We start from the raw sequence: 19,635 nt of genomic DNA, 5'->3' as shown, positions 1-19,635 counted from the left end.
GAAGAAGATCAAGTAATAAATAACGATACATATTATAGTAAATATATTTATGACAGTTGTTAGCTCATTATTTATTTAGTCGTTTAATTAAATAATATAATAATATTACGCCTGTCGTCGGCCAGGCAAATTGGCTGGATCTGCTAGCGATGGGTGCTGCGGTCCGTGTAGACCGATACACCTAACACAGTGCGCTTATAACAAATGGTAGCTTTTCCGCAGATTTTAAATGAAGGGCTAATCGCACGCTCGCGAGCATTGCGGAGCTTCTGGCTCGATCACTTAAAGCTATAAGCTTGTCGCTGAGCATGTGACGGTGTGCCGTCAACCGACTTGCGACATCTTTGCGGCCGGATCGGAGAACTCTACACGGCGTTGATCACCATTGGCCAGATGGCTACTGAAGTGAATCGGTATGGCTATGAGGTGGTCAGTAGCGAAGGTGATCGGATCTCCGTCAAGACCACGGAGACGATGGGGGCGGGCGGATATGTATCCTTCAATCCAAATACGCTCAACCTCGCTGATCGCATTGTTATCCTTCGTATCAATACCGATGAAATGCAGATAGAGATGTTGTTGTATGCTTCAGTCGCTGAGGCCGAACCGCTTTTTACGCCTGTGGATGGAAAAGGCAGGTGCAGCCTGCCGTTCAGCAAGCTTGTATGGGAAGGACCGGCCTAGAAGCGAGCTCAAGAGTATTCGGGAGGTGGGCTATGAGGGGCAGTCGTCCGGGAGTTGAAAAATGGCACCATCGAAGTGGAGCGAATGGGCCAGCTCCTCAGTCCCACCAGGCGGGTCCTGCAAGTCCGTGCGAGGCAACTAGGCATTCAGCCGCTAAACAGCAACGGCAATCCATACAACACGCGTCAGCTCGGTAACCAGATCATCAAAGTTCTGCTCGATGGCTGAGGAAGGCGGATGCTCTGTGTCGCTGTTCGAATTATACGCTCTTACCAGCAATCTCACTCCCAAAGGAAAGCGGTATGACCCCTGAAGAACATCGCCCCTGGACACTCTACCGCAGCTTGGAAGGCGGTTCGGTGCATACCGCTGACTGCGACGGGCGATTCTTCGTCATTATCGATGAGAGCGCTTTCGCAGGCATGCTCGATGAAGGAGATCTCGCTGATATGCAGTTGATGAAAGTCATCGAATTCGACTCATACGAGGCCCGTGCTGGGAATCTTGAGCAGAGATTCACTGCCGAACGCTAAGCTCGGAGGTCCGGACCTTCCCCCTTCGGTCGCTTGGGTTACCCTAGCCGGCGAAGCGCTTCCTGTCGGGCAGCTTCCTCGCTGGAGTTGTCGGTGGGCATTCCGTTTGTGCCAAGCGGAGATACGCCCAGTTCTTTTCGTCGGGCATTTACCTTATCGGTATATTCTGATGACATGGGATTTTTGCCGCGGCGGCGGTCCTTGGCATCTGAAATCGAGTCCATCTTAAAGTCGTACTCTTCCGGAAACATTTCGTAGTGGACTTTCCTCCCAAGTGCTTCGGCCAGGTCCAACTGTCGGTACTCCGCTTCGGAGAGACCTTTCCGCTCCTCGGCATGTTTTTTAGCCATTTCTTTTTCGGCACGGTTCATAATCGACCCTTTGGTATTATTGATATACCTGAAGATTAAAAGAGTTCTGCGACACACTGTGTCGCATCAAGACTCTATAGTGAACTTAAAAATCAAAAGCCACCCTGGCCCGAGTCATCAGTGAGTTGCTCTAGGAGCGTGAAAAACTGTCGCTGGGCGATTCAGTAGTCGAACCGACGCTTAAGTGGCTGTAGCAGGAGAATTCCGCATGTTCAATGAGTTTAAAGCTGATCTGATTCTGGGGCTAGAGGACAGGCCGGCCGCTGCAATCCTCAAGGCTATGAGCTACCGGAATCCCAATCCGAAGAATCTCGACCGCCTTAAAAGTGCACTGGACGATGACTGGTTAGGGCTAAATAGCGGCAGCTTCGATCTCAAATACAGTGCACCCGAATTTTTGCTCGCGCTGAGCAAGGCTGCAGGCCTGGACATAGAAAAATCTCGGCGACGCATCGAAGCCATCCAGCAGTACCTCTCTGATGAGGAACAGGCCTTCAAGCCCTATATCTGGGTAGAGAGCCACTTCGAACGCAAAAGTCAGCCCATTTTTGCGCTGGCCGCGTGCGAACCCCACCGCCATCTGCCATTTCCGAAAGGATTCTGGCAGCTAGCACTGGAAGTGCAACTGCACAAAGCCAAAGCTTTGGCTCGCCAGCACATGGCAGAGACAGAGGGCACATTGGTTATGTGGGGTAGGATTCAGGCGTACTGGCTTTTCCATGAGTCCCCACAGAGCGCTCATTCTGTCTCCAGTAGGTGACGTGACTGGTGAGCACGAGGGCCCGGAAGCTGATCAGGCCTTTAGCAGGGTATTTGAGTCCATTTCAGTCGCCAATTCCGTTATTTAACAGTGCACATCTCATGGAGAAATTACTATGTATGACCTCATTGGCGATATTCACGGCTACGCCAGTGAACTCAAAGCACTGCTCGCAAAAATGGATTATAGGGAAGTCGATGGCGTGTGGCGGCACCCTGAGCGCCAGATTATCTTCCTGGGCGATTTCGTAGACCGTGGGCCGGAGCAGGTCGAAACAGTCCAGATTGCCAAAGCCATGGTTGAGCGAGGCAGTGCCTTGGCTGTGATGGGCAATCATGAATACAACGCTGTGGCCTGGGCGACCCCGGATCCCGAAAACTCAAACGAATACCTGCGCCGCCACAATGACAAAAACCTCAATCAACATCAGCAGTTTCTGGAGCAGGTAGGCGAGGGCAGCGAACTTCACTTGAGTTTCCTCGAGTGGTTTAAAACACTGCCCTTATTTCTAGACAAGCCAAAGTTCAGGGTTGTTCACGCCTGCTGGTCTCCCAGGCATCTGGAGCAAGCCAGTAGTTATCTCGATGAAAACAACTGTTTGCTGCCGGACTCGTGGGCGAAAGCCAGCCGGGAGGGTAGTGAAGCCTATGACGCGATCGAAACTCTCCTCAAAGGCCTGGAAATAAGATTGCCCGATCCGCATTTCTTCCTTGATAAAGCTAATCACCCGCACCATGACATGAGAACAAAGTGGTGGCTAACCGAAGCCCTGACCTATCGCGATCTCGCCATGGTGCCTGGCGAGGAAATCGAAAAAATTCCCCACATTCCAGTTGAAGCGCACCTGCTGCCAGGTTACGACGGTGAAAAGCCTGTGTTTGTGGGGCATTACTGGATGATGGGCGAGCCTGTGCCGTTGAATGAGCATATTGCCTGTCTGGGCTACAGTGTCGCGGGCGAGCACGGAGGGAAGCTTTGTGCGTATCGATTTAACGGTGAGTCGAGTTTACGCCCGGAGGGTTTTATGTGGGTGGACAGGCCGTATCTAGAAGGTCATCCCGCCGTTCGGAATCGATGAAATTCGTGATGCCAGACGCTCTTTTATATAGCAGTCGAACACTCAGAGGGTTTTATGTCTCATTTCAGCGGTACTAAGCGATTTCAGGGTTCTTTAACTGTGGTTTCAATGGCGCTAGGCATGGCTCTCAGTGGGGCGAATGCGAAGGAGCCATTAGGCAGAGGCGAGAATGAATTGCGCGAACTGAGCACTATAGAGAAGGTAAAGCTGGTGGTGGCGTCCCACGCCGGCAAAAATACGTACCAGCTAGGGCTGCACACCCACGGCTATGGCATAGAGGGTGATGCTATCGCTCTGAACAGTTACCTGTCTGTCATCTGCAGTACACAGGCCGTAGTGCATGAGGCCGGCGAGCTGCTGCCGATCGATGCACTAAACTATTTCGATGGCGTCGTTGATTTCCAGAGACCATTTTCTGATGCGGCAGATCGCCTAAGGGCGGCGCTGGCCACTGGATTCAGATATGCGATAATGCCGAAAGTCTGCTCGCAACGCATTGAAGGGGAGCTGCACCCCAGCCTTGCGTACGGCTTCCTGCAATCAGGCAAAACGAATTACCTTATTCTGATCGATGGACCTGAACTTGGAAAGGGTGTAAAAAACGCCAAACAACGGCACCAGGCACTGACCGAGGTTGGATATGATCTTGGTGACGTCTCGATAGAGCGCTCGATCAGGACCGGCGGCAAGCGCACTTACACCCTTAGGGCGCCGATATACAGCTACGATAGCTTGGTGGCCGGCGCGCTAGCGATAAATATGAAGTATGTTGCTGAGGCTGAAGTTTCGGCCGATGGCACCTGTGGATTCGACTACGTAGAACAGATTCAGGCCGAGCGACAAAGCTCACCTACTAGCGCTGCGCGGCCCCCGCGCTCTGCCGTATTATTCACGCTTGTCAACGAGGCTATGAACCCGATCAACGAACGGAGGATGGCTGTGGAAATCAGTCTAAGCCGGTCAGCGCCCGGGCTTCCCGTCAACAGATATGTGGCTACGGTACTACCTGGAGATAGCCCGAGGAAGCCGATTTTTTGGGTTGACCCGCTAGCACCGATTATTGACAGGCATGCTGTGCGATTTGAAATGCCTGCTGTTTCAGGATGGCTGGCTGCCCGAAATTACGCACTCAAGAACCTTGATTACTTGAATATGCTGGATAGCCACATTCGGCGCGACTGCGAAGACTCGCGAGGAATGGCTGACACCGCAAAGAGCGACGTGGCGGCTCTACTGCCTTAATGAAGTTACGGAAATCCACAGTTTCGACAGCGCTAGTGAGGCATCAAAAAGGACAATGGAAGGCGCAGTGAGAGATTTCCTGCGAATACCAAAGAAAGTTAAAGACAAGCTGACGAAATCTGCTGGAGCTAGGGCGCGTTACCCCTCGACAGAAACTGACCATGATAGCCTGCCGCTTACTCTGAACTCAGTCAAGAAGCGGGTGGACTACAGCAAAGGGCTTTTCTAACTATAGAAGCTGGCTGCATTTGGGGATAGCTCAGGCCATTTAAATGCTCTTGGCCAAGTTGTCCGCCAACTCGCGCTGAATCCGGCGAGCCCTGATTTTGGCCTGAGTACGCTCTACAATATTGCACACCTCATTGCTATCAATACTTCGTCTGCAATCTTGTGTCACATCATCCCACACCTCCGAGAGCGACCTCAGCATATCTTCGCACAAAGGGGAGTCGTTATTCCTGGCGCCGTCAGCCACCACAGGGCAGTGACTATCGAGAGCTTGTTCGGCGACTCCGGCTATCATCTCCGCAAACGTCTTTTCGATGGTTGTAAAGTTCCTATCGTCATTCTGCTCTGCCGAGACCGGACCCGCCACGAGTATCAGCCAGAATAATATTCCATTTAGGGGTCTCATACATTCCTCCCGTATCTTCGATGCCCGCCTTTCGAAGCCATCATCCTAGCATGGATTGACCGGAGCGCTTTTTATGGTCTTTCGCAGATTTCGGAGCTATGGATTAGTACTGTATTGCCGCCGCCATACTCGATGTTCTCAGCAAGCGCAAAGAATCTCGTAGGCCATCAAGCCGCTCAAGATCGTGGTCTAGGTGGCCAAAGTTCGGCTCTCAAGCTCACCAGTACAGCAAACAAAGGCCCCGTTAGTTGCATGCTCGACCACCAATAAATGACGCGAAGCTAAACGCGGGAGCTGGTCTATTTCTGGCAACAGTTGCGCGAATCGCAGAAGCAATGAACCTGCCGCGGCTTTTGAGAATCAGTCAAATTGACACATGCGTCACAAAATGTCGCATGGTAATCGTAAGCTCTATCTCAAGCGACATCGGTCCCCGTTTCAGTCCGAGCATCGGAGGGGGCGGGCGGTTATTGATCTGACCAAGTCTAAAATTTAAGGAGACTGATGAGTGGCTACCGTATCTGGCAAAGTGTCAATGAGCAACCGAGATTACAGACAAAGATGGACCAATTTGCCTAAAAAGCTCAAATCCAGGAACCATCGGATTCAGGCCCTTTACTCGAGAACTAAGGTTGATCACGTGGTCAGCAGGGGATATGCAGCCAACACCACGATTGCTGGCATTGACGCAGTGGTCTGTGGGCACACGGCGATTCAAACACCAGTGATTCAAGGCAACATGGCCTGGATCGAGACAGGTGTGTTTTGTACTGGAAAACTCACCGTCATCGGAGCTTCAGAGCTCTAGCACGCAGTCTCACGCTGCAATTAGAAAATAATGTGCTTGGGGGTCTAGTCACGTGGGCCGAAGCGATGGTCGAAGGACCGGCACCGCAAGCAAGTGAAACACTCGCGCTTGGAACTGTCGCTGGTCATTCCTCGCTATGCAAACGCATTTTTTTAAGTTGATTGCTGAGTTGTCAAGGCGTCCAGCAGAGCCGGCGTCTTCGCCAGTTATTCTTTAGGAGTAAGTCAATGAGTTTGAGAAGCGAGCCGTTACTGATATTCAAGGGATTGGAAAAAGAACCGCTGCACGGACGCTATGCTGAAGGCTCGCCTGGCCAAAGTGGTATGGCATCGATTCATGACGCCCTCCAACGGCCAATTGTCGTGACATTCGAAGATGCAACACGGCATATTATTACTTTAGGCAGCACTGGTAGCAGAAAGACTTCTACGGTGCAGGCCCCTGCAATTGTGCGGCTGATAGAAACAGGCTGCGCCGGACTGATCATCGATGTGAAGGGCGAGTACCGGCATCTTGCCGAGCAATATCCCGAAAGAGTCATGGTGGTTGGCGCTGATGACCATGCACGGCCGTTCAACTTGATTGCGGGGATGTCAGACGGGCAATTCGAAGCTTTTTTGAATGATATCTGTCCCAGTCATAGCGATCGGTATTGGGGGAGCATGGGCTTGCAGGACGCCTTTTTCGTGCGGCGCACTTATCAACTTATGAATATTGAACCGACGCTAGCTCAGATCAGGGACGCTTTGGCTAGTCCGAACATTTTTGTCAGAACTTTCGATCGCTTTGCGAGATGGATGAAGACACTGCCTTCTGAATACCACGAGTTGCTTCGAAGTGTTCTGTCGAACCAATTTAGCGTACTCGCAATGGGCGGCTCTGCACTTCTAAATGGAAAGGCTGTACCGGAGGATGATATTCGCAAACAGTATACTTGGCAAACCTCTGGCATTATCAAGGCTCTCGCTCCTTTCAGTACCGATAACTTGCTTAGAAGAAAGTTCTCACCGGACATCAGCGATGGAAATGCGTCAGAGAGCTGCATTTCTCTCGAAAAACTGCTGTATCAGGATCGAAAGGTACTTCTTCTCGATATTCCAGTCAGCCGCTTTGGAAACACTGCCAATATAATCGGCAAGCTACTGCGAATTCGGCTGATCAGTGCAATTACAGGCTTTCGTAGGCACTCTGAGCTTGGCTGCGGTGAGTCCTTCTACACATTTCTCGCTGCTGACGAATACCAGGATATGATCAACATTGACCAAAAGTCGGCTTCCGGTGGACTTTACGACGACACCACATTCTTTGATCGCTGTCGGGGGTTTGGGCATATCAACATTGTGGCTACGCAGAGCGTGTCAGCGCTCAGAGCAAAGGTTCCCTATGGGGAGAGGTCTGAGGCGCTGGATTGTCTACTACAGAATATCGGAACGGTCATTGTGTTTTCCTCGTCCGATCCATCCACTGATGACTTGCTCCGAGGGCGAGTGGCCACCGTGGATGCAATGCAGATAAGCTCCGTGGTACGCAGCGATCTCCAGGCTGGAGAGGCCTTTATTCTTGGCAGGGGTCTCATAAGGCATCAAAGTTGCAATTTCGTTGCAAAATTTCGCGCCACCGCTGTTTCCGGTGCGCCGTACATGAGCCGTTATTTTGCCGGGCTACCCGATCCTAGATTCTACGTTAGCTATACCGAAGACAACCGAAGCACTGCGAATCCATTCGCATTGCGTGGTGCGCCCTCACCATACTCGGAAGAGCCGGCTCTCAAAGAAAGCTTCGAGCAGAACAAAGCCCAGTTGATCAGTAAAATATTTGAGCACGCCGGCAGCGTAAAAATCGGGCCGATGACACTGATGAACGATAGAGATTTCTGTCTCAGCGTATCCGGCTTCATCGGTAAGCTCAAGACGCCACTTTCAAGTCAAGTCCTTGAGCTTAAAATAAGATCAACTTCGGTGATGGGATGGGAAGTGGCTTTGCCTATCTGCAGAGCAATCGCAATTGCTGAGGAAACAATAGCGAAGGAGACTGCTCTGCGGAAAAAAGAGGACCCTTCAGAATGGGTCTTGTCGGGTAACATGACGATGGAAGCAGAAATTGTCTTAGACGAGCGCTTCAGACTCTCCACTATGCGTTATGTTGATGGTGATATTTCGGAAACAGTAGCTTGTCTAGGAGGACGCAGTGGGGCGTCATTTATGCCACTCAAAAGTTGGATTTTGATTTGTCGATGTTTGCTGGCGCTGGAGAAGCAGTATAACCAGGAGGTAGTGCGGATCCCACTTCTGCGACCTGAGTCTGAAGAGAAGTTTTAGGAGGAGAAGAAAGGGTGAAATTTCGGCTCTTAACCTGAGGGCTGGAGTCTCTCGTTCCGCTTGAAAAAAGAGTATAAGCCGAGTGCGAGGCATAAGAGATCAGGAGAGCGCAAGCTCTAACTGAGGCGGTGCCCAGAGTAGAGTGAATGCCCACAGTTTGCACAAGCTATGCTGAAGAATTGCTGCATGTGGGTTACGTGAAGGATTGGAAGCCGGCACTGAATCGTCTTATTATGGAATTTGGTGAACGTCCCGACGGGCATCTATAAAATGCCGAATTCCTGGGTGAAGCCGTAGGACAGGTAGAATTGCTCGATGACTTTAGGTGACAGTGAAATGACGGCTCGTCCGAGTAATCTGAAAACCATACAACTTATAGTCGAATTGCTGAACCGTATTCCTCGCCACCCCAGTCACACTACCGCCTCCAAGTTACAAGCTGAACTTCATGCTGCTGATGAAAGTTTCAAGCGCGATATCAGGAGCATCCAGAATACTCTCTCGAAGCTGGAAGGGCATTTCGGGATCTTCTGTGATGATTCAAAGAAGCCTTATGAATACTCATACCTCAAGGACATCAAGGGTTTCACTTTAGCCAAGTTGAACGAGCAGGATGCTCTCCTGTTAACGTTGGCTAGCAAACATTTGCAATACTTGCTGCCGAACAGTGTTCTCCAATCGCTCGAGCCTTTCTTTCAGCAGGCCGAGGACATTCTCAAGAACTCCAAATCAGCGGGCAAGGAGTGGTTAGATAAGATCCAGATTGTCAGCGAGACCGTTGCGCTACTACCACCAGAGATTGAGCCAGGAGTGCTCGAAGTGGTAATGAAAGCGCTTTATCACAACTACCACCTGACGCTTCAGTACTCGAAAGACTCGGAAATCAAGGAATATGAAGTGACTCCTCTTGGGCTTGGCCAGGTAGGCTCTCGACTCTATCTCGTCTGCCGATATCGAGGGCGTACTAAAAATCTGACATTCGCGATACATAGAGTAAAGGCTGCTGTAGCGTCCACGTTGACCTTCGAAAGACCGTCTGATTTCTGTCTAAAGACATTTTCAGAGGAAGGCGGGTTTGGATTCGGTTACGGAGAGCAGGTTCCTCTCAAATTCATGATTACAAAGACCGCTGGGAGGCACTTATTGGAATCGAAACTTGCCGCCGATCAGACAGTGACAGAGTGTGACGATTGGCTCGAAGTGAGAGCCACTGTAATGAAATCTCTCAATTTAAAGCAGTGGTTGCAGTCGTTTGGTAAAGAGGTCAAGGGAGTTCAGCCTGCAAGTGTTCTGGACTAGAGGGCGACTAGGTTAGTCCATGGAAGCTTTGATAAGACGACTATATCAGGTTGACTTGTGCTGGAAATCAGCAGCTGCCCTTTTCGAACTTCACGCCGAATAAAGGAAGGCTTCTCCACCGGAGCTAGCGACGAAGCTTTGAGTAATCGGGGGGCGAAGTTTTTCAAGGTATACATTCCAGCTTCGCAATTCCTGCCCCCTTCATGTGCCAAGCAATCTTTAGTCTTGGTTTCAAGCGGCAAGTACGGCACTACATGTATAACGCTAAAGAGTGCTCCCCGCAACTCCGCTAGTGTACGAAATCAGAGCCGCACTCTTGGCCAGCGGTTCAATGCACTTTCCACTTTGCTGATGTCTGATTTCCGCAGTTGAGAGATGTCAGGGCACTTTGGAAATACTCCCTGGTCAGCCCATTCATTTTCTCGCTTGTGCAACGCTTGCACGACATGTATAGAGCGAAGAAGGACGTTTTCGCGTTCAGTGCTCGGCTTCCCTGCTTGTGCAGCAACCCCAGATCTATTGTCAAAAGTAATCGCCTCGATTGCGCCCCTGATCGGCGAAAGAAGCCTGACTATCGCTTTCGCTGTGTTGCCCCCAGTCTCAGGCGCTCAAGCAACGTCACCAGCGTGGAGCCCTTATGCCTTTTCAGGACCGTGTCCCTGTCCCGGGGCCAATGAGGGTGAGTTGGACTGCGAACTGATCAACGTGAGTTTGCATGAACGCATACCCAACTTAACGCGTCTGGCTGAGTACGCGATCGCTTTTGTATGATGGCAAGCGCTCTACGGTGGTGGGCAAGCTGGCGTAAAAGTCTGGGGTTCTCAGGAGCCAGCCCCTGCACGACCTCAGCTTTGCTGATCGTTGACTTCTGCCTTCGCGCACCACCGATATAGCTGCAACTCATGCAATCTGAGTAGTATCGCGGCTGCGCACACAACGATTTTCATAAAGCCTCTCAGTAAGCACCAAGACCAACTATGACCGAAAACCAGACTGCCACGCTATCTTCCTTTTGATCGGAGTTGCGACGCGTATTGTCGCACATTAGACATATAGTCGTTACTTAGTTGAGCGAGCCATCGACGCAGCGGTATCAATAGAGGACGAATCATATGACTGGAATGAATCAGCTTGGGACAATTTCACCGGTATACGTAGTTTGGAATGGATCCCCGTCTGGCCTTTTTACCAGTTGGCCAGATGCAGAAAAAGCAGTTTGCGGTGTCAAAGGCGCAAGTTGTAAAAAGTATGGAAGCTGGGAGGATGCGGAGCATGCGCTAATGTTTACAAATGGAGTCTTCTCGGTAGAACAAAAAGCTCTACGTGCTGCTAAAAATGAACGTCTTCTTGAAGCAGCTGATCTCGACTATGCCGATTTTGATGACATTATTTTCTTTGATGGTGCTGTTAGTCTCGCTCCCCTGAGGCAAGCAGTGGGTCTTGTGAAATACGAGAACGGGGCCCTTGCCAGCATGTGGTATGGCATGTTCAAAGAGGAGGGCCTCTCCACCTACAACGCTGAAGTGAGCGCTTTTATCCAAGCGGTCCAGCTTGCGGTGGAATCTGCTAAAGCGGGCAGACGCACCTTGTTAGTGACGGACTCTACCTGGCTTTTCAAGCGGCTAGAAGAAGTGTATCAGGACTACAGACACGGTCCTGGGCACCTGTTCAGGAGATTTATTGCAGACAATAGAATTCCATCTATTGTATGGGAGGCATGGGTGACATTACAGGGCCGCATCAGTATTCGCTGTGCTCCCAAGAAACTTGTACCCGACTCAGAAACGGCTGACAGACTCGCCAAGTTGGGGTTGGCTGAGTCCAACACAACTTTGAAGTCTTGGGGTTCTGGACCACTGGAAGACGCAAGAGTCGAAAAGAAACGAATAGTCAGAATTACGAACGAGCTCAAGAGTCGAGCCAAAGCACAAGCTCAGCACTTGTACGACCTGAGCTGAGTCTGCGAAACGGCAGACCGGCCTATCAGAGATGCCTCGTGCAACCATGCTAACCCCGGGGGCCGGTAGTGCCCGCCCAGTAAAGATCCGATCAGATTTGATTGCTTGCAAACTTCGTCTTCTACACACGTGACGTCAGTTCAATGACTTTTCTGGTGGGATGGTGGCTGGCGCGCTGCGGCACGTCGGTGAGATACGTTGTCGGATTGAAGTCATGTGGTCGGCAGGTGGAAATCAGGCCTTGGATAACTCCGGCATGCTCAGCGCCGTCTTCCACTGGAATGGGTGCGGTCACCTTCGCTGCGAAGTATACAAAAGTAGAACTGCCTATGGACAAAGTTGCGGACAGTTAGTGGAAGTGAGAATAAGACTTTTCAGTTGAGCAGGTCATAGCTCCTGTTCGCTATTGAGATGGCGATTTCGCGCAAGCTCCGAGTGGGGATAGTTCACAGTTGTTGCAAGCGCTAACCATTTCACCCCTTTCGCACCAGCTTTTTTGAGCTTCCTGTCTAGGCTGACCAATATTCTTGGAGATGTGATCAGTTCAACGACAATAATTAAAGTATTACCTTCAACATTTTGCTCATCAACGTCAAAATTATTGTAATAGGCTTCAAGATCGCTTTCGTCTACGTCAGGGTAGTCCTCAGGGAAATTAGTCGATGAACTCGAGAAAATAGTGTCGGATTCAACTCTAAAATTATTTGCTATTTTAAATCCTTGGTCAGCACTGTTATCGAACTCTTTAACCTGCTCAATAAATCGGGAATTGGATAACCCTTCAACAAGACGTGGCAATATCGGAGCAATAATGAGCTGCCGATCTCGCTTATTCAGTTTAGGGTAATTAAGATTCAGGAAGCCAACAACTGTTTGCAGTACCGCCTTTTTATAGTGTTCGTCGGTACGAGAGCTAATAATACACCGCGTCAATAGGTGACTGTCCCTCCTCGCCTGGAAGGACATGTCTCTGGGAAAGAACCGACCCGCAGAGTATATTACCGGTCCTTCAGAGGGGATTTGCTCATATCTTAACCCGCAAATGTCAACAGTTGGTCCCCTTACATTAGCTACCAAATATTCCAATGCTGGGAAATAATTCTTCGGATTTTCCAGAAACCCTGCCAGCTGATCTATTGAGGTCAGAACAAGATCAGGTGTCATTCCAACAGCGGTGGCACTGGTCTGATAGCTCCACTGTGTCCATCGAATAGCATTGAGAATAACGTAGGCTCCAGCAGTATACCCAACTGCAATGTCCTCTAAGTCCTCTCCTAATACTGCAACTCTGCCTGAAGCTTGGACGTTGTACTTAGCGACAATTTCTGCAATGAACCGATATGTAGCTTCAATATCTTTTCGCCGTTGTAGACCTTTTCTTAACTTGTAGTCGTAGACTAATATATTGTCCCATACAAATTGTGAATAAACGTGTATGTCGAGCTCGATCAGCTCATAAATCGGTATAACTGTAAGAAGTATAAACTTTCGTTGCTTATTAATAGATCTTATATTAATTAAATCCTTCTCTAAATCGTAAATGCTGACTTCTTTCCTGAAGGCATTGACCGCCCTGTTTACAAGACTTAAATACAAAGCATGATCGACTTCAGCTTGATATTTAAGCCTCGCGAGCTCCTTCGCTAAAGTAACCGCCGCTCTGCTATCGAAGTCGAGTATGCATATCTCTATCATCTTACTTTGAACCTTGTAGGGAGGAATGCTATAGTAAACCTATGCTTCCGGAAAGTGTCAATCTGATATGGACGGGTAGTTCGGAGTTAGTTCATTTTGTTGCCGTGAAACCCGCACCAGTAGCGTCGAAAGAATCACCCGGCAATCCCGCTGAATTATTTTTTTGCACTGCTGATCAGATTGATATCGTCCTGTTTCGGCGGCATGACAAACTTCCGGCAGCCTCACAAGGAGGGTTCGAGATGCTAATTGTATTTGGCATCGGATGCTTATTGCTTCTGTTCTGTTAACTGAACATACCCGTCGGTCAGTATCTGCTCGGGTGTTAATAGCCGGTCGAGCCGCTGTGATGGTGCTCGAAATTGTAGCAAGGGAAGTACTCTTCGGAACGTTCGGAAGCATGGCCCTCTCTAGTTGACGCATTTTGCGAATATTCAGAGGCTAAAAGTTTGCCTAACTTAGGCCTTCTCAAGACCGATAGTAGCCAAAATATCTGATAAATGGCGCGCGGACTTCATCATAGAAATGTAGTCCAGCGATTAGTAGCAGGCTGCATGGTTTGGTTGCGAAGGCGCTTCGATCCGTGACTCTTTCGAGAGCGACGCAATTTACAGGGCACTTGCCCGAAGGCAAGCTAGTTTTGCCAAAGGATGTTCTTCCCCACCTTCCGTGATACGCACCGGGCAAGGCGGGACGGATCTTATCGGTAGCGTTTAAGAGTAAGCCTATCTACTAGTCGGGACCTGCACGCCATTACCTTTGAGCAGAAGCGTCGACAGAACCAGTAATCCTAACTGTAGTGGTCAAGTGATTTAGGCCACCGTCTTTTGAGTTTCCCAATAGGCCTGCTCTGCCACATTCGGCGGCAGTCCGTCGTTGTGCATATGCGGCCGGAGCGCGCTGTAATAGCCGATCATATAGTCCGTTATTGACTGCTTCGCCGAGGCAAAGCAGCGATACCCCGTTTCCGGCACCCATTCAGTTTTCAAGCTTCGGAAGAAGCGCTCTGTCGGCGCATTATCCCAGCAGTTTCCTCGACGACTGAGGCTCTGCTTCATTTGATACCGCCAGAGCAGTTGCCGGAAGCCAAGACTGGTGTATTGGCTCCCCTGATCCGAGTGAAACAGCAGCTCTGGTGGCTCGCCGCGCGATTCATAAGCAATAGTCAGTGCCTTTTTCGCCAGTTCCGTGTTTGCAGACAAGGACAATGCCCAACCCACGGGTTTACGGGAGTACAAATCAATCACGACCGCCAGATAGGCCCAGCGTGCCCCTGTCCAGATATAGGTAATGTCGCCAGTCCAAACCCGGTTGGGCGCCTTTACATCGAACGCCCGATCAAGACGATTCGGGATATCCAGGTGCGGCTGATCAGCCTTCTTGTAGGCATGGCTTGGCGGCTGCGTACTCGCCAGCCCCACCTGCTTCATTCGCCTGCCTGCTCGGTAACGACTCAGTGGTGTTCCAGCCTGCGTGATCATTTTTGCAATGCTGCGAGCACCGGCAGAGCCGTTACTGGCTGCATGCGCCTCAACAACCTGATCCAGCAGCTTCTGCTCTGTCTCGCTTGGCAATTTATCCCGGTCACGCCAGCCGCGGTAGCTGCTGCGATGCACCCCAAACACCTGACACAGGTGCTGCACCGCATAGCTCTCTTCAAGTCGCTCGATTATCGAGAATTGCTCAGGGAGTCCGACATCAAGAGAGCGGTAGTCTTTTTTAATATTTCCTTCTCTTCCTCCGCCCGCCGCAGCTTGCGTTTTAGCTCCTGAATCTCACGCTGTTCCGGTGTCAGTGCCTCACCTTTTTCGGGGGGCTTACCTGATCTCTCAGCTCGAAGCCTGCGCACCCAATACTCCATGGTGGACTTGCCGATACCCATGGCATCGCAGGCCGCTCTTACCGTGTAGCCCTGGTCCACCACAAGTTGAGCCGCTTCCAAACGAAACTCCGGGCTGAAATTTCTTTTCTTCGTCATCCTATCCACCTGACTTTCTCTATGAGTGATCATACACTCAAAATCAGGTGGCCTGATTTACTATGCCACTACAAACGCTTCAAGATATGATATTTCCGGAAGCCCAAAAATATTTGGCATCAGGTAATTCCAGAGAAAGTAGACGGGAGCAGAGAGTGCCACCAGGAGTACAAAATTTGCTCCAATTGCAAGCGTAAATACATGAAGGTAAGTTTTTAGCATATAAGTGTTCATACAATACCGCCGTAAAAGTTAGCGTAACTCAGATGCATTCATGACAAGGTCAGAGCTTGAAAAGGTAAAACTATTCTCGATGGTCTCAAGCCTTGTGAAGCAACTGCTGGGTCAAACCTCTATCCTAGATGTATAACTAGCCTAAGGGCAGAATGCGACGGTTCTTCGCTGATCCACATTCTGCCTGGCAACGAGGCTCGAACGAGAACATCAACGGCCAAGTCAGACGCTTCTTTCCGAAGGGAACGGACTTCAAAGCGATCGATGAAGCCGAGATCCGAAAGGTACAAAACACACTGAACCACCGACCCAGAAAAAGCTTAAACTACCGAACACCAGCAGAGGCACTTTTCGGTGAAAAGCCTAACTGGATCCACTGGGTAAGTGTTGCAGTTGTCGGTTGAATGCAGCTTTCCTGATGACGTACAGGTGTCTCTAATCAGGCATTTGAAGAAGGAAGTCAGTGACCTTAAAAATGTAATGATTGATTCGGTGTGGGAGTATCGAAGTGACATATGATTAAAGTGGGTTTTACTGTATTATACAATCGCTAAATAATTAATAAATTTATAGCACCGTGTCTATGTAGGATATTTCGGTATCGCCTAAATTGGTTTTTACTGAAGCTGCTATAGAGCTGAGATACTGACATGACATCTACACTAAGTAAATTCCTGTCTAACAATATGTCAATGACAGAAGTATATCAGCCAGTAATTATAAGAGAATTGCTGCGCTGTAATGGACAATGCACTAAGACTGATCTTGCAGCTGTTCTTGCGAGATATGACTTGTCTATCCTCGATTACTATAAAAAAATAGTAATGCGTTGGCCTAAGATAACATTAGCTAAGCATGATATTATAAGTTACCAGAAGGAAGGTGAGATATTCAAACTGAATTCAGAAATCTATGACGCCAACAATATCGGTGTTGAAGTTGAAATATGTAGTAATAAAATTGAGGAATGGATAGATAAAAAGAAGAATAAAGAAAAGTCTCCTCGGGCAAACGAATCTCTTAGATACAAAATATTGAAGCTTGCACATGGCAAATGTGAACTCTGTGGGATTCCGTCTTCCCTAAGGCCAATCGATGTTGATCATATTGAGCCAGAATCTACCAAGAATAAGAATGGCCAAGTAAAGAAAGATGGAAAGTGGATTGATGTTCATTCGGAAGAAAACTTGCAGGCTCTTTGTAGCAAATGTAATCGAGCAAAGCGTGCTACTGATAATACTGATTTTCGGCGAACGAAGAAGCTTATTAGAGATAATATACCTGATTTCATCAGAAGGGACGGCAGGAATCCGATAATCAAAAGACTCAAGGGCATAGATTTATTAAATGCTCTCAAGGAAAAATTAATCGAAGAACATGAAGAGTTTATATCCGAATCCAATTCAACGAAGTCAGTTCACGAATTAGCTGATATGTTAGAAGTTATTTTGAGTATTGCAAGGTATAATGGTTGTAATATAGATGAATTATTTGAAATAGCTGAAATTAAGAAGAAAGAAAATGGCGGGTTTGAAGAAGGGTTTTTTTATGAAGGCGATTATGGATAGTACTAATAAATAGAATTTGTAAATGCATGATTTTTAGGTCATATATTTGAAGTCCCCTATCCGTCAAGGTAGTTGTCGCTCCATTCTGGTTTAAGGTGACATGAAATATAGAGATGGACCTCATTCGTTGAACAGTAACTGGACGTTCTTAAGTGTTTTCCTTCAAACTGAGCATGGCTCATTGGAGAGAAGCAATGAAATGACCGAGACGTACCCACTCGCCTGAGTTCAAGGCAAAAGTTGCTCTGGCGGCACTGAAGGGCGCTCTGACGCTTGCGCAGCTGGCGAGCAAGTTCGATGTGGCAGCTAATCAGATTACCGAATGGAAGAAACAACTGCTTTCTGGCGCTGGCGATGTTTTTGGCAAGGGCGAGAAACGTTAGCAGCAGAGCGAGGAGGACGTCGCCAAGCTGCATGCGAAGACTGGTGAGCTGACGATGGAAAACGATTTTTTAGAACGAGTGCTCGAGCGGATTCACGGGCCCAGAGGAAAGAACTGGTGAGCCGCTCTGAACCCCTGTCCATCGTACGGCAGTGCGAACTCCTTGGATCTGCCACGCTCCGCGTTTTACCACGTCTCAGCGCCCGGGGCCGACGAGGAACTTCAGCTGATGCGGCTGATTGATAAATGCCATCTGAAGCGGCCGTTTTACGGGGCGCGCCGGATTCGTGGCTGGCTCGAGGATCAAGGCAGAATCGTGAATCGCAAGCGCATCCAGCGCCTGATACGCATGATGGGCCTCACCGCGATCTACTCCAAACGCAACACTAGCAAGGCCGCTCAGGCACACAAGATTTACCCTTTTGCTCAGAGGCTTAACCATTGATCAACCAAACCTCGTTTGGTCGGCAGACCTAACGTATATTCCGATGGCGCGAGGCTTTGTCTACTTAGTCGCCGTTATCGACTTGTACTCACGCCGGGTACTGTCCTGGCGGCTGTCGAATATGCTGGACGCCTCGTTCTGCGTCGACGCACTTGAGGAGGCTATCGAGCAGCACGGCCGCCACGAGATCTTCAACACTGCCTAGGGCAGCCAGTTTATCAGCAATGGTTTCAGCGGTGTGCTGAAGAGCAACAATATCAGCATCAGCATCAGCATCAGCATCAGCATCGACGGCAAAGGCCGATGGATCGACAACGCGTTCGTGGAGCGTCTCTGGCGCAGCGTTAAATATGAAGAAGTTTAGCTGAACGCTTACGAAGACGTGGCTGCAGCGCGCCGCTCGCTATGCAACCACTTCGAGTTCTACAACAGCGAACGGAAGCATCAGGCTCTTGAAATCCGAACGCCAGATGATGTTCATTTTTCGTACGCAGCTCAGCTGGCTGCATGACCCGGGAAGATACTTAATGGGCTGTCCAGTTGGCGGGGTCCATTTCCAGCGTTCGCTTGGCTAGGGTACCGATCGTTGAAAATAGTGACGTGAAATACGTTTATGAACTCAAAAACGCTTTAACATAACAATAACGACTGCCGGCCATTCTGAGCGCAGCGCGCTTAGTAACGCCTACAAATGAGCCGACGATGTCGATCGCTGGAATGCCGTGAAAAACTGGCTGGATCAAATATGTTGCAACAGCAAACGGAACTGTTTTCTGATAGCGGTGCAGTCGAGGCCGAGAACGACCTGCTGGCGGCGCTGGCAAGCCGAGATTGGGCCATTGCGGCGCGTGCTTATGCGGAGTTACTGGAAAAGGCGCCGAGTAATATGGCCCTGGCGAGTTACGACTCTCTGATACAGTATGGCTGCCATATCGATGCTCATCCTGACATTCTCCCAGTCGATCTGGAAAAAGAGATGACGGCGGCTCAGGACATTGAACCGTTGGCAAATATGACCCTGCGTGCACACGCACACGCCAGAGACTACCTGTCTCCCGCCTGGCAGCGTTTGGCCAAAGGCCTGCATGGCATAATAGCCTTCGACCCACAACAGCCTGACTATCACGCCAGTTACGTGCTGGCCAAAATTTCGGACTGGCAAGGTGTGATTGACTGCTTGCGCACGGATTCTGGACTGCTTGGGCAGCCCGAGCTGCTGCTCAGACTTGCAGTAGCGCTGCACCACCAACAGTTACCGGAACAAGCCTTGTTGATCTGGTGTGTTTTGTTTGAACGCCATGCCTGCAAGGCTGAACAGCTTATCAGTGAGGCTAAATTCCCCGCCGTCCAAGAGTTATGGCAGCAATTTTTATCCCTTGATGAAGAGCCCGGCATCGAGCACTTTTCGGGCTGGATTTTACTGAAACGCCCTGGCCTGTTTCATTGTCTAAGTGAAAACGATCCAAAGCTGATGCCGCAGTCTACAACCTTTAAGGCAATGCAAAATCTGCTGCAGGCACGCAGGGGTAACGTCGATGAAATTGAAGCCCGTATAGCTCTGCAGCAACAGTGCCCTGCATTGTTGCTGCATTATCTTCAGATTATCGGTAAGGCTAAGTAAAGCGCAAGGATCGCTCCTGACCTTATC

General features: G+C 49.6%; 14 protein-coding genes and 2 pseudogenes. 13 read left to right on the top strand and 3 right to left on the bottom strand.

Translation table 11 applies throughout. The annotated features are described in order from the left end of the window. Positions 1-318 precede the first annotated feature (318 nt). The 3 genes from ABD735_RS18850 to ABD735_RS18840 all read left to right on the top strand — a co-directional run bounded on the left by ABD735_RS18850 (position 319) and on the right by ABD735_RS18840 (position 1,217). Positions 319-684 carry a DUF6998 domain-containing protein gene (locus ABD735_RS18850; protein ID WP_344809395.1) on the top strand — a complete coding sequence of 122 codons (366 nt, stop codon included), beginning with the start codon at positions 319-321 and terminating at the stop codon, positions 682-684. Between the two features lie 84 nt (positions 685-768). Continuing rightward, positions 769-912 carry a hypothetical protein gene (locus ABD735_RS18845; protein WP_344809393.1) on the top strand — a complete coding sequence of 48 codons (144 nt, stop codon included), beginning with the start codon at positions 769-771 and terminating at the stop codon, positions 910-912. Between the two features lie 74 nt (positions 913-986). Continuing rightward, entirely contained in the window at positions 987-1,217 is a 231-nt protein-coding gene (locus tag ABD735_RS18840; RefSeq protein ID WP_344809391.1) for a hypothetical protein, read from the top strand. Between the two features lie 38 nt (positions 1,218-1,255). Here the strand turns inward: ABD735_RS18840 and ABD735_RS18835 are convergent, their stop codons facing one another. Beyond that, positions 1,256-1,588: a hypothetical protein gene (locus ABD735_RS18835; protein WP_344809389.1), complete on the bottom strand. Its 333-nt coding sequence runs from the start codon at positions 1,586-1,588 to the stop codon at positions 1,256-1,258. Positions 1,589-1,796: 208 nt separating this feature from the next. Between ABD735_RS18835 and ABD735_RS18830 the strand changes: the two genes are divergently transcribed. From ABD735_RS18830 to ABD735_RS18805, 6 genes are all read left to right on the top strand, one after another. Next, positions 1,797-2,348, top strand: a complete 552-nt coding sequence (locus ABD735_RS18830; RefSeq protein WP_344809387.1) for a hypothetical protein — start codon at positions 1,797-1,799, stop codon at positions 2,346-2,348. Positions 2,349-2,463: 115 nt separating this feature from the next. Beyond that, the gene (locus ABD735_RS18825) at positions 2,464-3,426 is read left to right on the top strand and encodes a metallophosphoesterase (RefSeq protein ID WP_344809385.1); all 963 of its coding nucleotides are present in this window, start codon (positions 2,464-2,466) and stop codon (positions 3,424-3,426) included. Positions 3,427-3,480: 54 nt separating this feature from the next. Continuing rightward, positions 3,481-4,668 (top strand): hypothetical protein, encoded by a 1,188-nt coding sequence (locus ABD735_RS18820; RefSeq protein ID WP_344809383.1) that lies wholly within the window; start codon positions 3,481-3,483, stop codon positions 4,666-4,668. Positions 4,669-6,337: 1,669 nt separating this feature from the next. Then, positions 6,338-8,428: a helicase HerA domain-containing protein gene (locus tag ABD735_RS18815; RefSeq protein ID WP_344809381.1), complete on the top strand. Its 2,091-nt coding sequence runs from the start codon at positions 6,338-6,340 to the stop codon at positions 8,426-8,428. A 336-nt stretch (positions 8,429-8,764) separates the two neighbouring features. Beyond that, positions 8,765-9,727 carry a helix-turn-helix transcriptional regulator gene (locus tag ABD735_RS18810; protein ID WP_344809379.1) on the top strand — a complete coding sequence of 321 codons (963 nt, stop codon included), beginning with the start codon at positions 8,765-8,767 and terminating at the stop codon, positions 9,725-9,727. A 1,112-nt stretch (positions 9,728-10,839) separates the two neighbouring features. Next, a complete protein-coding gene (locus ABD735_RS18805) occupies positions 10,840-11,685 on the top strand; it encodes a ribonuclease H1 domain-containing protein (RefSeq protein WP_344809377.1) in 846 nt (281 codons plus the stop codon). A 387-nt stretch (positions 11,686-12,072) separates the two neighbouring features. Here the strand turns inward: ABD735_RS18805 and ABD735_RS18795 are convergent, their stop codons facing one another. Together ABD735_RS18795 and ABD735_RS18790 are read right to left on the bottom strand one after the other, a co-directional pair. Beyond that, a complete protein-coding gene (locus ABD735_RS18795) occupies positions 12,073-13,380 on the bottom strand; it encodes a hypothetical protein (protein ID WP_344809375.1) in 1,308 nt (435 codons plus the stop codon). Between the two features lie 812 nt (positions 13,381-14,192). Further along, a protein-coding gene (locus ABD735_RS18790; protein WP_344809373.1) for an IS3 family transposase occupies positions 14,193-15,358 on the bottom strand; the annotation gives its coding sequence in 2 pieces (ribosomal slippage) (positions 14,193-15,094 and positions 15,094-15,358; 1,167 coding nt in all). Positions 15,359-15,753: 395 nt separating this feature from the next. On the opposite strand from ABD735_RS18790, the pseudogene ABD735_RS20210 reads away from it, so the two are divergent. From ABD735_RS20210 to ABD735_RS18775, 4 genes and pseudogenes are all read left to right on the top strand, one after another. Beyond that, a pseudogene (locus ABD735_RS20210) lies at positions 15,754-15,996 on the top strand (IS30 family transposase); the annotation flags it as partial. 246 nt (positions 15,997-16,242) lie between these two features. Next, complete coding sequence (locus tag ABD735_RS18785) at positions 16,243-17,160, top strand: HNH endonuclease (RefSeq protein WP_344809371.1); 918 nt, start codon at positions 16,243-16,245, stop codon at positions 17,158-17,160. A 245-nt stretch (positions 17,161-17,405) separates the two neighbouring features. Next, positions 17,406-18,498: pseudogene (locus ABD735_RS18780) on the top strand (IS3 family transposase). Positions 18,499-18,732: 234 nt separating this feature from the next. Beyond that, entirely contained in the window at positions 18,733-19,608 is an 876-nt protein-coding gene (locus ABD735_RS18775; protein WP_344809367.1) for a hypothetical protein, read from the top strand. Positions 19,609-19,635: the final 27 nt, after the last annotated feature.

Source organism: Allohahella marinimesophila (assembly GCF_039538005.1).
Classification (GTDB): domain Bacteria; phylum Pseudomonadota; class Gammaproteobacteria; order Pseudomonadales; family Oleiphilaceae; genus Allohahella; species Allohahella marinimesophila.
Note: the sequence above shows the minus strand (reverse complement) of the source record. Positions and strands in the feature narration are given on the sequence as shown.